Source organism: Elusimicrobiota bacterium, assembly GCA_016722575.1.
Lineage (GTDB): Bacteria > Elusimicrobiota > Elusimicrobia > FEN-1173 > FEN-1173 > JADKIY01.
This window is the reverse complement of record JADKIY010000002.1, coordinates 872,433-887,115: the sequence shown is the minus strand read 5'-3', so window position 1 is coordinate 887,115 and position 14,683 is coordinate 872,433. Positions and strand designations below refer to the sequence as shown.

Here is a 14,683-nt window from a genome sequence, read left to right as displayed (position 1 = left end):
GACGGGGGAGGGATCGGGGTCTATAATTGATTGATTCCCCGTTTTCGACGAGGAATTTCCGTCTGAATCGCATCGCGCGCGACTTTTTGAGGTGACCATGCCCGCCAAAATCCTGATTGCCGAAGACGATCCGAACATTTTGGGTCTGTTGTCCGTATTCCTCAGTGGGTTGGGTTACGAAGTGTCCCTGGCGCGGGACGGCCAGGAAGCGTTGGAGATGGCCGCCCAAGTCAAGCCGGACCTGTTGATCGCGGACGTCATGATGCCCCGCATGAACGGTTTTAAATTGGTGAACACCCTCACCAGCGAACGGCACGACATCCCCATGCCCAAGGTGATCATGCTCACCTCCCTGGCGGACCAGGAAAACGTCCAACGGGGCATGAGCGTCGGGGCGGACGTTTACATCCCCAAACCCTTCAACCTGGAAGACGTTGCCGCCCGGGTGAAGGAACTTTTGGGCGCCGCGGGGGTCTAACCCCTCGGACGTTCAAAGCCGAACCAAAAGGATTCCCATGTCTTTTTTTCGCCGTTTCAAAATATTCTGGATGAACAACTGGGTCAACCTCACGATCATCGTGTCGTTGATCCTCCTGCTGGTGCTCTCCATTTGGGGTCTCTTCGCCCTCGAATCCTTCTACCGTACCCTCACCCTGGCCACCCTGCCGCTCAACTTGCTCATGGCGGTGATGAACGCGTTGGTGTTCGTCTACCTCTACACCCACGTGCTCCAGGGCGGTTTCGGGAAAATGGGCCGGAAGATGCAGATCAACGCCGACGATTTCAAGGTGACCTTTAAAGATGTGATCGGCCTGGAGAACGCCAAAAAGGAGGCCATGGAAGTCGTGGCCCTTCTAAAAGACCGGGCGCGGGTCAAAGCCATCGGGGGCAGCATCATCAAAGGCCTCCTCATGGTGGGTCCCCCGGGAACCGGGAAGACTCTCTTGGCGAAGGCCATCGCGACGGAGGCGGGGATTCCCTTTCTCTCCATCGCCGGCTCGGAGTTTGTGGAGGTGTTCGTCGGGGTGGGCGCCAGCCGCGTGCGAAAGCTGTTCAAGAAAGCGCGCCAATTGGCCTATGCTCACGGGGCCTGCATCGTGTTCCTCGACGAGTTGGACGTCATCGGGCGGGGACGTCATTTTAATTCCTTCGGCGGCGGCGAAGAAACCAACAGCACCCAAAATCAGCTTTTGGTGGAAATGGACGGATTGGGGGAAAAGCAGGAAAACGTGATCGTGATCGGAGCCACCAACGCGGCCGAAGGCATCTTGGACAAAGCCCTCCTCCGCCCCGGACGGTTCGACCGAAAAATTTTTGTCGACCTTCCCAATCTGGACGAGCGGGTCGGCCTTTTCCGGTATTATCTCCGCAAGATCGTTCACGACCCCGCCATCGACATCGGCCGCCTGGCCCGCCGTTGCGTTCAGAAATCGCCGGCGGACATCATGAACATCTGCAAAGAGTCGGCCCTGATCGCGACCCGAGACAAACGCGCCCAGATTACCTACCGGGACATTTCCGAAGCCATCGAGCGGATCGACCTGGGCGTGGCCCACCCGCTCTCCATGAACGCCCAGGAACGGGAGGCCACCGCCTACCACGAGGCCGGTCATTTGCTGGTTCTTTACAACATGCACCCGACCGATGACGTCTTCAAAGCGTCGATCATTCACCGGGGCGGCGCCCTGGGCGTCGTTTACCACACCCCCCGGGAAGAATTGCATTCCTCCACCAAAGATCAAATCCTGGCGGACATCAAGGTGTCCCTCGGAGGCTACATGGGGGAAAAGATCAAGTACGGCGTCACCTCCAACGGCGTGGCGGCGGATTTCGCCAACGCCATGGGAAAAGCCCACACCATGGTGTGGCGTTTGGGCATGGGGTCCAACGGGTATCTCGGCGATTACGGGATCATTCCCGAACACCAGCTCTCCGACGATATCAAGACCAAATTGAACCAGGAAACCTACGGCATCCTCCATCAATGCGCCAAAGAGGTCGAGGAATTCCTTCGTCGGGAGTGGACCCTGGTGGACCGCTTCGCCCAGGAATTGGTCAAACGAAGCGAATTGGAATACGATGACATTCACGCCATCTTCGCCGAATACGGCAAGGCCCGGGAACAGGTGCCCATTCAAACCGTTACCCTCGATGCGCCTCCGGCCGCTCCTGGCGCTTAGCCTCCTCGCCGCCTGCGGACAGGCGACCTTTCCCGCCGCGCGCCTTCCCGAAGCGGTCCGGGAACTTTGCCTCAAAGAGCAAAAGATCGACGTCCGCGCCCAATTGGTGGGGAAAACCCTTTACATCGCGTGCGATCTGGAAGGCCTGGTCACGGACGATCTGGATTTTCGTCGGGACACCCTGGAGACCTTTGAAGGCCTCATGTTGTCGGGCACCCGGGCCAGTCTGTCCACCGACGCTCCGGTGGATTTTCTGGTGGTCCAAGCCACGGACCCCCGCCTCAAGGCCTCCATCACCATCCTTCGCTACATCCCCGACATCAAGGGCCTGATTTACATGCGCTACTCCCGCTCCGATTTTGAGGACCGCATGGTGTTGGAGTCCGACGCCGAAACCACGGAGGCTTCGCCGGCCGCCTGGCACGACGTGGATTTGGGCGAGTTTATGGCGCGGCTGGTGGCCTCCCGCCTTCAACGGCGCCTGAGCGGCAATCCGTTGGTCAGCGTCATGCTTCAAATCCGCTCCATCCGGGGCCGCGTCGAGGGCGGGCGGTTGATTTTAACCCTGGAGCGCGGCGACAAGGCTTCGACCGACTCTCCCTTAAACGCCGTCCTGGAAACCGCCGTGCAGGAAGTGGCCTCCGACGTCCTCCGCAAATACGACCCCAAGACGGCCGAAGTCCACCGCGTGGAATTGGAAGACGACCGCGGCATTTCTCTTTGGGACCGGACCGCCACCGAACTCCTGCCGTCGTCTCCCAAACCCCTCGTTTCCCGTTAGCCCCCCTCCCCCGTCGGTCGTTTGACAACCCGCTCCCGAATCCCTAATATTGACTGACCGGTCAGTCAATTGATTTCCCGCGGCCCCGGCCGCGACCGCCCAGGAGCCTTCCCATTCCCGTCGCCCGCCCCGCGTCCCTTTCCCGCCGCCGCCCGCACGTCCGCCGGCCGGCGGCCGAAACCCGCGGGGCCATCCTGGCCGCCGCCGGCCGCGCCTTGGAAACCCGGGATTACCACGCCTTGACCATGGACGAAATCGCCCGTCGATCGGGCATCGCCAAGGGCAGTCTTTATCTCCACTTTAAAACCAAGGAAGACCTTTTTCGCGAATTGGCCGAAACCGTCCACCGAGACCTGGGCGAATCGTTTTGCCAAACGCTCGGCGCCACCGCGCCCGGCCGGGACCGTGTGCGCGGTCTGATTCGGGCCCAACTGGCTTTTTTTGAAACCCACCGTGGGTTGTTCCTGCAGGTCTTTCAGGGAAATCTGCCTTGTCTGTGGCGGGGCCCCCACCGGCCCATGGAATTGGTGAAGTCCCTCATCAACGAAATGGCGAAGGCCATCAACGAAGGGGCCCGGCTCGGGCATTTCCGCCGGGGCCACGCCGAGGAAGCCGCCATCGGATTGTTCGGATTGATCCGGGGTTTCGTTTTCGTCCACATCGCGGGGGACATGGCGGGGTCGCTCCTTTCCCGGACCGAGGCGGTTTGGGAACTCTTCAGCCGGGGGGTCTGCCCGTGAGGCGGTGGGCGGCGGTTTTACTGTTGCTGGGGGGGGCGACGTCCCGGGCCGAAGAAGCCCCCGCGGCCCTGTCCCTTCGGGACTGTTTCCGTCGGGCCGCCGAGAAAAGCGAAACGTTGGCCCTGGGTGAAACGGACGTCCGCCAGGTGGAAAACCAATACGCTCTCGTTCGGGCCGGGGTGCTGCCCCAGGTCGGTTTTCGCGCCTCGGAAACCTGGCAGGACGCCTCCGGGCGTTCCGATTCTTCGAGCAATCCGCCCCGGGTCCGCCGGTCCGAATCCGGGTTTTACGGACGGCAAACGTTGTTTGCCGGGTTCCGCGAGTTTGCCGGGATGCGGGCGCAATCGGCGCTCCGGGATTCCCGTCAATGGGGTTTGGCCCGGGCCCGCCAATTGCTCTACGCCGACGTGGCCGAGGTTTATTACACCGTGCTGGCTTACGACGCGGACCGGATGGCCCTCACCACCTTGGGCGACTTGACGGACAAGCGGATCGCGGATTTGACCCACCGGGTCCGCATCGGCCGGTCCCGGGAGGGGGAACGGCTTTCGGTCCGTTCCCAGCGGGCGACTTTGGAAGCGCGGCGTCGGCGGGCCGAGGGGCTTCGATCCTCCGCCCTGGAAGTTTTAAGCGTGTTGGTGGGCGAAACGGTTTTGGCCGTGGCCGAAGAGCCCGGCGACCTCCCCGCCCCGGAACCCGTGGCTCGTTGGATGGAAAAACTTCCCGCCCGCCCGGACTTGGCCGCCTCGGAGCGGTCGGTCGAGGCGGCGCGGTTCCTTTATCGGGCCCGACGGCGTGAAATCTGGCCCAGTCTGGTCGCGGCCGGCAATTACTATACCCAACGGTCCGGCGGAAACGCGCCCATCGACTGGGACGCGACCTTGTCCTTGGATTTGCCCCTCTTCCGGGGCGGGGCGTGGCGGTACGGGGTGCGCGTCGCGGCGGACGACGCCGAGGCGGCCCGGTGGCGCCTGGCCCGGGACCGCCGTTCGGCGGAATCCGAGCTCCGCGCCCGTTACGCCGAGCTTCTGTCGGCCCGTTCGGAGACCGAGGCCCTTTTGTCGGCCGCGGAACTGGCGGAAGCCAACTACAACGCCCAAGTGCGGGACTACGGCCTGGGGCTCGTGACCAATTTGGACGTCTTGACCGCCATGGACACCTTCCAGGAGGCGAAACTCTCCTACGACCGTCGGCGGCTCGACGCCCGGCTGGGAGCCCTTCGCGTGGCCGTGGCGGCCGGGGACGTTCCGGAGGCGGCGCCATGACCCTGTCGGATTTGTCCATCAAGAACCCCGTTTTCGCCTGGATGCTGATGATCGGGATGATCGTCTTCGGCCTGTTCGGGTTCTCCCGCATGGGCGTCAGCCAAATGCCCGACGTGGATTTTCCCATCTTGTCGGTGAGCGTCACCTGGGAGGGGGCCGCCCCCGAGGTGATGGAAACGGAAATCACGGACACCCTGGAAGACGCCCTTATTTCCATCGAAGGCCTGAAGGAAATTTCCTCCAGTTCCCGCCAGGGGTCGACGTCGCTGACCCTGGAATTCAACCTCGACAAAGACATCGACGTGGCCCTGCAGGAAGTCCAGGCCAAGGTGGCCGAGGCCCAGCGCAGTCTTCCCCGGGAAATGGACCCGCCCGTGATCCGCAAATCGAACCCCGAGGACCAACCGATTATGTGGCTGGCGCTGATGGGGAACCGGGACCGGCGTTTCCTCATGGAATACACCCGGGACCAACTGAAGGACAAATTCACGACGGTGCCCGGCGTGGGCGAAGTCACGCTGGGGGGCTACGTCGATCCCAATTTGCGCGTGTGGGTGAACGCGGACAAACTGCGCGCCTACGAGTTGACGGTGGACGACGTGCTCCACGCCATCGGCGCCCAGCACGCCGAGGTCCCCGCCGGCCGCATTGAAACCGGACGGCAGGAGTTGAACGTGCGCGTCATGGGCGAAGCAACCACCGTGGCGGATTTTTCCAATTTAATTATTCCCGCCCGGGGCGGCTCGCCCTTGCACCGGGTGGTCCGATTAAAGGACGTGGCCGAGGTGGAGGACGGGCTGGCCGACGTTCGGCGGATTTCCCGCGCCATGGGCGAATCGGCCGTGGGATTGGGGATCAAAAAACAGCGGGGAGCCAACGCGGTGGCGGTGGCCCGGGCCGTCCGGGAACGAATGGCCCAGGCCCAAAAAGACCTTCCCCCGGGACTCACCCTGGCCATGAACTTCGACACGACTCGGTTCATCGAGGAATCCACGCACGAACTTCTTCTGACCCTGGGGCTCTCGGCCTTGCTCACCTCCGCCGTGTGCTGGCTCTTTTTGGGGTCCTGGAGCTCGGCCATGAACGTGATCTTGGCCATCCCCACCTCCATCGTCGGTTCCTTTTTGATTTTGTACTTCATGGGGTTCACGCTTAACACCTTCACGCTCTTGGGTCTCTCGCTGTGCATCGGCATTGTGGTGGACGACGCCATCATGGTCCTGGAAAACATCGTCCGCTACAGGGAAAAGGGCCTGTCCCGCATCAAGGCCGCCATCGTGGGGGCCCGGGAGATCACTTTCGCGGCCATGGCCGCCACCGTCGCCATTCTCGCCATTTTCGTTCCGGTGGTGTTCATGAAGGGAATCATCGGAAAATTTTTCTTCCAATTCGGCGTCACGCTGTCCGTCGCGGTGGTGTTGTCCTTGTTGGAGGCGCTCACGCTGGCGCCCATGCGGTGCTCCCAATTTTTGGAAGTGGGCCACTCCTCCCGGGTGGGCCGCGCGATGGACGCGCTTATGGAACGGTTGACCCGATGGTATTCGACGGGGTTGGCCTGGAGCCTGCGCTGGCGTTGGTGGGTGTGCGGAACCGCGACGTTCATTTTCGCCGGTTCGATGTTTTTGGTGGGCGGCCTTAAAAAGGAATTCGTGCCCTCCCAAGACCAAAGCCGCTTTTTGGTTCGACTTCAGACCCCCTTGGGCTCCTCCATCGAAACCACCGACGCCGTTTTTAAAAAAGCGGAGGACATCGTTTCCCAGCGCCCCGAACTGGACCGGTATTTCGGCGCCATCGGCGGGTTTGGCGGGGGCGATGTCAACTCCGCCATGATGTTCCTGACGCTCAAGGATCCCGCCAAGCGGCCCATCACGCCGCCCTACAAGGGTCCCGTGACCCAGGCCGACGTGATGGAATATATTCGAAGCCAATTTAAAGCCATTCCCGGGGTGCAGCGCGTGGCCGTCCAGGATTTGTCCCAGCAGGGATTCTCGGCTCAGCGCGGGTTCCCCGTCGAATTCACCATTCGAGGTCCCGATTGGGACAAATTGGGCGAACTGGCCGGAATTCTTGAAAAACGCATGGAAGCCACGGGCCTGATGATTGACGCCGACACCGATTACCGGGTGGGCATGCCGGAAGTCCGCGTCGTGCCGGACCGGGACAAGTCCTCCGGCCGGGGGGTCACGGTGGAATCCATCGCCAACACCATCAACGCCATGATCGGCGGGGTGCGGGCCGGGAAATACACCAAGGGCGGCAAACGCTACGACATTCGACTGCGCCTGGTGGCCGACGAACGCCGGCGCCCCGACGATATTCAGAAAATTTTCGTGCGCAACGACCGGGGCGAAGTGATCCCGCTCTCGCAAGTCGTGTCGATCAACGAAAAACCCACGCTTCTCACCATCAATCGCCGGGACCGGGAGCGGGCCGTGGGCCTTTTCGCCAACGTGGCCGCCGGCAAATCCCAAGGGGAGGCGATCAACGCCGTGACGGCCCTGGGGCGGGAAATTTTGCCCGAAGGCTACCGCCTGGTCCTTTCCGGAAGCGCCAAAACCTTTAAGGAGTCTTTCTCCAGCCTCTTGTTCGCCTTGGTGTTGGGTCTGTTCGTGGCTTACATGGTCTTGGGCGCCCAGTTCAACAGCTTCATTCACCCGGTCACGGTCCTCCTGGCCTTGCCCTTCAGCGTCACCGGGGCCTTTTTGGCCCTGCGATTGACGGGCATCTCCCTAAACGTCTACAGTCTGATCGGTTTGCTGTTGCTGATGGGGCTTGTGAAGAAAAACTCCATTTTGCTCGTGGACTTCACCAACGAACGCCGCGTCCGCGGACTCGGCGTTCGGGAAGCTCTGATGGACGCCTGCCCCGTCCGGCTTCGGCCCATTTTGATGACGTCGGTTTCGACCATTGTGGGGGCGATTCCGGCGGCCCTGGCCTTCGGTCCCGGCGCGGAAACGACCCGGCCCATGGCCGTGGTTGTGATCGGAGGCATGCTGGTGTCGACGATTTTGACCCTCTTTGTCGTTCCCAGCGCCTACAGTTTGCTGGCCAATCTTCAAAGCCACGCCCACGACCGGGATTTGAAGGAAGCGCTCAAGGAATTGGGCGAACTGAAGGAAGCGGTGGAATGATTTTCAGGAATAAAACATTGTTGACGATGTCCGCGCTGATGTTGGCGGGGGGGGGCTGGGCACGCGCCGAGGACGCCGTCGTGACCTTGTCCCAATGCCACGCCTGGGCTCTTCAGAACAGCGAAACCCGCCGGGTTTCCCGGGAGGACATTCTCCAATCCGCGGCCCGGGCCCGGGCGGCCCTGGGCGGCCTCTTGCCCACGGTCCAATGGACTTGGGACCGAACGTGGCAGGACACCAAGGGCCTTCCGGTGTTCAACGATCCCTCCGGGTTCAGCAACAGCTTCGCGTTAAAGCGGCAGGACGTGTCGAAGTTTACCGTTGATCAAGCTCTCTTCGGCGGTTTTCGGGAATTTTCGGCCCGGGCCGGTTTCCTAAAAGAAAGAGACCGGGACGCTCTTCGCCTGGATCAGCAATCCCTGGACATTTTCCAGTCCGTGGTGGCGTCTTTTTACGGCGTGCGGGCGAGCGAAACCCTTCGGGACAACGTGGCCGAAGCCATGGCCCTGGCCCAAAAACGGACCCGGGAGCTCCAGAGCCGCTACCGGCTGGGCAAGGCCCGGGAAAGCGAGATTTTCAGCGCCGAATCCCAGGTGTCGGCCCTGCGGGCCCAGTGGATCCATCTGGGCGGTCAAACGCGCTGGGCGCGGGAGAATCTTTCGTACGTGACGGGCCGCAACGTCCTGGCCGACGGCCTGGTGGACGATGAGGCGCTCACCGATCGCCCCGCCCCGTTGGAGGAATTCACGGCGCGGTTGGACCGCCGGCCCGATATTCAAGCCCAACAAAAAGACGTGGAAGGACGTCGGCTCCGGGTTCGCTACGAGAAAGCCCGCTATTGGCCCACCCTGAATTTTAACGGCAACTATTACACCGATCGGCCGGCTTTTTACGACGCGATCAACTGGGACGCCAAATTGAGTTTGGCCGCGCCTATTTATCAAGGCGGTGAGGTGGGCGCCCGGACCGCCGAGGCGGTGTCCCAGCTTCGCCAGTCCGAAGACGAGTTGGCGCGCCTTCGCCGCTGGGCTCAAACGGACGTGGCCCAACGCCACGCGCTGTGGGTCGCGGCGTTGGACGAAGTGGGCGCCTACCGCGAAGGCTTCGAAGCCGCGGACAAAAGCTTTCGCCGCCACGAAGAGGAATACCGCCTCGGGTTGGTCACCAACCTCGACGTTCTGCAGGCGATCAACGACCGTCTGGCCATGAAAAAGGCCTGGGACGACGCCCGGTTGAACGCCCGCCGGGCCTATTGGGACCTTCGGGCCGCCGTGGGGAGCCTGCCGTGAGACTGTCCGACATCGCCATCAAAAACCCCGTCTTCGCCTGGATGCTGATGGCGGGGCTGATTCTCTTCGGTTGGATCGGGTTCACGGGCATCGGCAAAAGCCAGCTGCCCGACGTGGATTTCCCCGTGATCATGGTGTCCACCCGCTGGGAGGGGGCCTCCCCCGAAGTCATCGAGACCGACGTGGTCGATTTGATCGAAGACGCTCTCACCTCGGTCAAGGGGCTCAAAAAAATCACTTCCACCAGCCGCCAGGGTCAGACGATGGTCATCATGGAATTCGACCTCAAGACCGACGTGGACGTGGCCCTCCAGGAAACCCAGAGCAAGCTGTCCCAAATCCAAGCCACGCTCCCCAAGGACATGGAGCCGCCGACCATCGCCAAATTCAACCCCGAGGATCAACCGTTTATGTGGTTGTCCTTGTCCGGCGACCGGCCCCTGCGGGAAATGAACGCGTACGTCAAAGACGAGCTCAAAAACCAATTCACGACCATCCCCGGGGTCGGCGACGTCATGCTGGGGGGCTACGTGGAGCCGTCCCTCCGGGTCTGGCTGGACCCCGTCCGCCTCAAGGCGGTGGAACTCACGGTGGACGACGTGGTGGCCGCCATTCAAACCGAACACGCCGAACGCCCGGCGGGCTATCTGACCTCGGACAAACAAGAGTGGAACCTGCGGGTGATGGGCGAGGCCGCGGGCGTCGAAGACTTCGGCAACCTGGTGATCCCGGCCCGGAGCGGCGCGCCGTTGACCCGGATCTTCCGGCTAAAAGACGTCGCCACCATCGAAGACGGTTTGGCGGACCCCCGGGCCGTTTCCCGGGTGGACGGAAAACGCGCCATCGGTCTGGGGATCCGCAAACAACGGAACGCCAACACGGTGGAAGTGGGAAAGCGGGTCAAAAAGAAAGTGGCGGAACTTCAGTCGTCCTTGCCGCCCGGGATGAAGCTGGAAGTGAATTTCGACGGGACGTTTTTCGTCGAGCAATCCACCCACGAACTGAATTTTAATCTGATCCTGGCGGCGGTGCTCACCTCCTTCATTTGCTGGATGTTCCTGGGGTCCTGGAGCTCGGCCATCAACATTATTTTGGCGATCCCCACCTCCATCCTGGGGACCTTCATCGTCCTGTATTTGCTCGGGTTCACCCAAAACACCTTCACGCTTCTGGCGTTGACGCTCGTGATCGGCATCGTGGTGGACGACGCCATCATGGTACTGGAAAATATCGTCCGCCACCGGGAGATGGGAGAGCCCAAGGTCAAAGCCGCCATTTTGGGTTCCCGGGAAATTTATTTCGCGGCCATGGCGGCCTCGGTGGCGATTCTCGGCATTTTCATTCCCGTCGTGTTCGTCAAAGGCGTCATCGGCAAGTATTTCTTCCAGTTCGGCATCACCATTTCGGCGGCGGTGATGTTTTCCCTCCTGGAGGCCCTGACCTTGGCCCCCATGCGGACGTCCCAGTTTTTGGAAATCGGCCACCCCAACGCCGTCGCTCGGTGGGTCGACGGCGCCATGGCCCGATCCACCGCCGCTTATCGCCGCGCCCTGGAGTTTTGCCTTCGGCACCGCTGGAAAGTGGTGGGGGCGTCCCTGGCCCTTTTTGTGGGGTCCCTGTCCCTGGGGGGAATCGTCAAGAAGGAACTGATGCCGCCCCAGGACCAGAACATGCTCTTTCTCCGCATTGAAACACCCGTGGGCTCCTCCCTGGCCTTTACCGATAACACCTTGAAACAGGTGGAGGAATTCGCCATGAAGCGGGGCGAGTTGTCCCGCTACTACGCCGCCGTCGGCGGGTTCGAGGGGGGCGAAATCAACACGGCGTTCATGTTCATCACCCTGAAGGACCCGAAGGACCGTCCCGTTCCGCCCGGTCGGCGGAAACCTTTTTCACAGCAGGAGTTGATGACGGAATTCCGCGACGCGGTGAAACCCATGCCGGGCGTCGAATCCGTGATCCTCCAGGATTTCTCCGTTGGCGGCATGGGGGCCGATTCGGGCTTCCCCATCGAGTTCACCCTGCGGGGGCGGGACTGGGACGAGTTGGGCCGGGTGAGCGACGAAGTGAAAAAGAAGATGGAAGAATCGGGCCTGATGGTGGACGTGGACACCAACTACGATTTGGGCATGCCCGAGATTCAGATTCGACCGAACCGCGAGGCGGCGGCCCTTCGGGGGGTCAGCGTGTCCGCCATCGGCAACGCCATCAACGCGACCCTGGGAGGCATGAAGGTCGGCAAGTTTTCCCGGGGCGGTCGGCGCTACGACGTCCGCGTTCGTTTCAAGGAGGAAGACCGCCGCCGGCCTTCCGACGTGGACAAAATTTGGGTCCGGAACAACCGCGGCCAGGTGATTCCCCTCCGCGACGTCGTCACCGTCCAGGAGAAAAAAACCCTCTTAAGCATCACCCGCCAGGACCGCTCCCGCGCGGTGACGGTCACGGCCAACGTGGCCCCCGGCAAGTCCCAGGGGGACGCCTTGACGAAAGTGCAGGAGATCGGGCGGACGCTCCCCGGGAGCATTAAACTCGTGTTCTCCGGAGCCGCGGAAACCTTCAAGGAGGCCTTCCAGGGGCTCGCCTTGGCGATCCTGCTGGGCGTGGTCGTGGCGTACATGATTCTGGGGACGCAATTCAACAGCTTCATCCATCCCGTGCTCGTCTTGATCGCCCTGCCCTTCAGCGTCACGGGCGCGCTCCTGGCCCTGGTGCTCGGGCACCAGTCGCTGAACATGTTCAGCTTTATCGGACTCATTCTCCTGATGGGCATCGTGAAAAAGAACTCCATCATGCTCGTGGATTTCACCAACGAGCGTCGGAAGTCCATGCCTCTCCGGGAGGCGCTCCTGGACGCCTGCCCCGTGCGCCTGCGACCCATCGTGATGACGTCGGTTTCCACCATCGCCGCGGCCATCCCGCCGGCCCTGGGGCTGGGCGCCGGCGCCGAAACGCGGATCCCCATGGCGCTCGTGATCATCGGCGGCGTCACGGTGTCGACCTTTTTGACCCTGTTCGTCGTTCCCTGCGCTTACAGCCTCATGGCGCGCCTGGAAAGCCACCGTCACGACCGGGACTTGAAAGACGCCCTGCGGGAGTTGGGCGAGTTAAAATCCGAAGCCTGACGAAGCCGTGACTTCCCTGGGCCTCATCGTTTTGGCGGCGTTGCTCCTCGTTCAATTCGTGGAATGGACCGGCGACGCCTTAAACCTGCGGGCCTTGTCACCGAGACCTCCCGATATATTCAAGGACCTCTACGACCCGGGCCGCTACGCCCGGAGCCAGGAGTACACCCGGGCCCGAATTCGATTCGGGTTCGTCGTTCAGTCCTTGGAAATGGCGGGGCTATCGGCCTTCTGGTTTCTGGGCGGTTTCGGGGTTCTGGACCGCTGGTTGTCGCCCGTGACGCCTCTATTGGCGCGGGGTCTGCTTTACGTGGGGGGCCTGGCGGCGGCCAAGGACGTGTTGTCGATTCCCTTCGACCTCTATTCGTCCTTCGTCATCGAAGAGAAATTCGGATTCAATCGAACCACCCTCAAAACCTTCGTAACCGACCGCCTGAAAGGCCACGGATTGGCCGTCGTCCTGGGCGGGCCGATCCTGGCGCTGGTGCTCTGGCTTTTCGGGCGGCTGGGGGGGGCCGCGTGGCTCTGGGGTTGGGCGGCCGTGACGGGATTTTCACTTCTGGTCCAGTTTATCGCGCCCACCTGGATTCTGCCCCTGTTCAACAAATTCACGCCCTTGCCCGACGGGGAGTTGCGCGAAGCCATCTTCGCCTTGGCCCGCCGCCTTCAATTCCCGCTCACCAACGTGTTCGTGATGGACGGTTCCCGGCGATCGGCCAAAGGGAACGCGTTTTTCACCGGATTCGGCCGCAACAAGCGCATCGCCTTGTACGACACCCTCGTTGAAAAAAACACCGTGCCGGAGTTGGTGGCCGTCCTGGCCCACGAAATCGGCCATTACAAAAAAGGCCACGTGTGGAAGGGGTTCGGCCTGGGCGTCGCCCAGACGGGGGCAATGTTCTTTTTGTTGTCCCTGGCCCTCGAGTGGGGATCCTTGTTTCAGGCCTTCGGGTTGTCCGCGCCGAGCGTGCACGCGGGGTTGGTGGTTTTTGGGGTTATGTTTTCCCCGGCGTCGTTCCTCCTGGGGCTGCCCCTCAAGGCCTATTCCCGACGGAACGAGTTCGAGGCCGACCGCTACGCCAAGGAGAACCTGGGCTCCGGGGTGGATTTACAAACCGGCCTCCAGAAACTCTCGGCTTCCAGCCTGTCCAATCTCACGCCCCATCCCTTCTACGTCTTCCTGCACTACACCCACCCGCCCTTGACGGAACGGGTGGGGGCCCTTCGGTCCTAATCCTTCAAATCAAAACGCCGAACCGTCCCCGGGGCCCGGCGATCAGCGGGCCGGGGGGCTTTCTTCCCGCGTGTAGACGCCTTCCTCCGTGAAGAGGTCGGGGTTGGATTTGTTTTTCTCAATCACGCGGCGCACCGCCCGGGCCGAGGGAAGGGACGTGGGCACCACGGAGCTGTTGACCCCGTTGAGGTGAAGTTCCTTCCCGTCCGGCGTGAGGCGCCACCGCACGTAGAGGTACCGGCGTTCGGCGGATTCGAGCTCCTGAATGCTCAGAAACCGAAGGGCGCCGAGGTCCGTGTGGATCATCCGGTAAAATTGCCCGTTGTCCTCGACCAAATAGGATTTTTCGTCGAAAGCGCGGATCACGACGTGTTCCTTCCCCTCCTCGGCGGTCCAGGCGCCCAGCAATTCCTTGTGGACGCGGTCGGTGGGGCGGTCCGTGAGAGGGAAATCGTAGTTGCATCCGGCGAGAACTCCGAAGGCCAATCCGGCCAGAGCCCCGAACGCCCGTCGTCGCCGGGGCCGGGAGGTCGTTTTTCCGATTTCCATCGTTTCCATTTTATTTCCTCTTTCCTTCGTTGACGAGCCGCCGGATTCAGGGCGCCTTAAATGGAACCCGGGAAAGGAGCCACCCATGGGCAAAGCCGACCGCGAGCGCGACCCCGAGGACGCCCCACCAACGCGCGGTCAAAAGGCGGGCCCCCTCCAGGCCTTCCAGTGTTTCTCCCCGCGCCAATCGTTCTTCCCGGTACCCCGGAAAAAGCAGAAGTCCCAGTCCCAGAACGGCGAAGCCGGGGAAAAGCACGGCGGCTTTGGGGTAATAATAACCTTCCCCCAGGGCCGTTTTCCATTCCCAACCGGTCACGGCCAAGCCCAGGAGCAGCAGGCCGAGCCCGCCGGCCCGTTGACGGCCCCTCGAAATTGGTCCGTTCACGCCGAGA

11 protein-coding genes are annotated in these 14,683 nt (G+C 62.1%); 9 read left to right on the top strand and 2 right to left on the bottom strand.

What is annotated here, in order from left to right; genetic code table 11:
- Window positions 1-97: 97 nt before the first annotated feature.
- The 9 genes from IPP68_07745 to IPP68_07705 all read left to right on the top strand — a co-directional run bounded on the left by IPP68_07745 (window position 98) and on the right by IPP68_07705 (window position 13,742).
- Window positions 98-478 (top strand): response regulator, encoded by a 381-nt coding sequence (locus IPP68_07745; protein ID MBL0350251.1) that lies wholly within the window; start codon window positions 98-100, stop codon window positions 476-478.
- A 37-nt stretch (window positions 479-515) separates the two neighbouring features.
- Window positions 516-2,180: an AAA family ATPase gene (locus IPP68_07740; GenBank protein MBL0350250.1), complete on the top strand. Its 1,665-nt coding sequence runs from the start codon at window positions 516-518 to the stop codon at window positions 2,178-2,180.
- Window positions 2,152-2,961: a hypothetical protein gene (locus IPP68_07735; protein ID MBL0350249.1), complete on the top strand. Its 810-nt coding sequence runs from the start codon at window positions 2,152-2,154 to the stop codon at window positions 2,959-2,961. The genes IPP68_07740 and IPP68_07735 overlap by 29 nt, the downstream gene beginning before the upstream one ends.
- 215 nt (window positions 2,962-3,176) lie before the next feature.
- The gene (locus IPP68_07730; protein ID MBL0350248.1) at window positions 3,177-3,701 is read left to right on the top strand and encodes a helix-turn-helix transcriptional regulator; all 525 of its coding nucleotides are present in this window, start codon (window positions 3,177-3,179) and stop codon (window positions 3,699-3,701) included.
- Window positions 3,698-4,966, top strand: coding sequence for a TolC family protein (locus IPP68_07725; GenBank protein MBL0350247.1), 1,269 nt, complete (start codon window positions 3,698-3,700; stop codon window positions 4,964-4,966). Before IPP68_07730 ends, IPP68_07725 begins: the two co-directional genes overlap by 4 nt.
- The gene (locus tag IPP68_07720; GenBank protein ID MBL0350246.1) at window positions 4,963-8,097 is read left to right on the top strand and encodes an efflux RND transporter permease subunit; all 3,135 of its coding nucleotides are present in this window, start codon (window positions 4,963-4,965) and stop codon (window positions 8,095-8,097) included. Before IPP68_07725 ends, IPP68_07720 begins: the two co-directional genes overlap by 4 nt.
- 17 nt (window positions 8,098-8,114) lie before the next feature.
- Window positions 8,115-9,386 (top strand): TolC family protein, encoded by a 1,272-nt coding sequence (locus IPP68_07715; GenBank protein MBL0350245.1) that lies wholly within the window; start codon window positions 8,115-8,117, stop codon window positions 9,384-9,386.
- Complete coding sequence (locus IPP68_07710) at window positions 9,383-12,508, top strand: efflux RND transporter permease subunit (GenBank protein ID MBL0350244.1); 3,126 nt, start codon at window positions 9,383-9,385, stop codon at window positions 12,506-12,508. The genes IPP68_07715 and IPP68_07710 overlap by 4 nt, the downstream gene beginning before the upstream one ends.
- A 7-nt stretch (window positions 12,509-12,515) precedes the next feature.
- Window positions 12,516-13,742, top strand: coding sequence for a M48 family metallopeptidase (locus tag IPP68_07705; GenBank protein ID MBL0350243.1), 1,227 nt, complete (start codon window positions 12,516-12,518; stop codon window positions 13,740-13,742).
- 42 nt (window positions 13,743-13,784) lie between these two features.
- Here IPP68_07705 and IPP68_07700 read toward each other — a convergent pair whose 3' ends face one another.
- Complete coding sequence (locus IPP68_07700; protein MBL0350242.1) at window positions 13,785-14,300, bottom strand: hypothetical protein; 516 nt, start codon at window positions 14,298-14,300, stop codon at window positions 13,785-13,787.
- A gap of 37 nt (window positions 14,301-14,337) precedes the next feature.
- Window positions 14,338-14,676, bottom strand: a complete 339-nt coding sequence (locus tag IPP68_07695) for a hypothetical protein (GenBank protein MBL0350241.1) — start codon at window positions 14,674-14,676, stop codon at window positions 14,338-14,340.
- Window positions 14,677-14,683 lie beyond the last annotated feature (7 nt).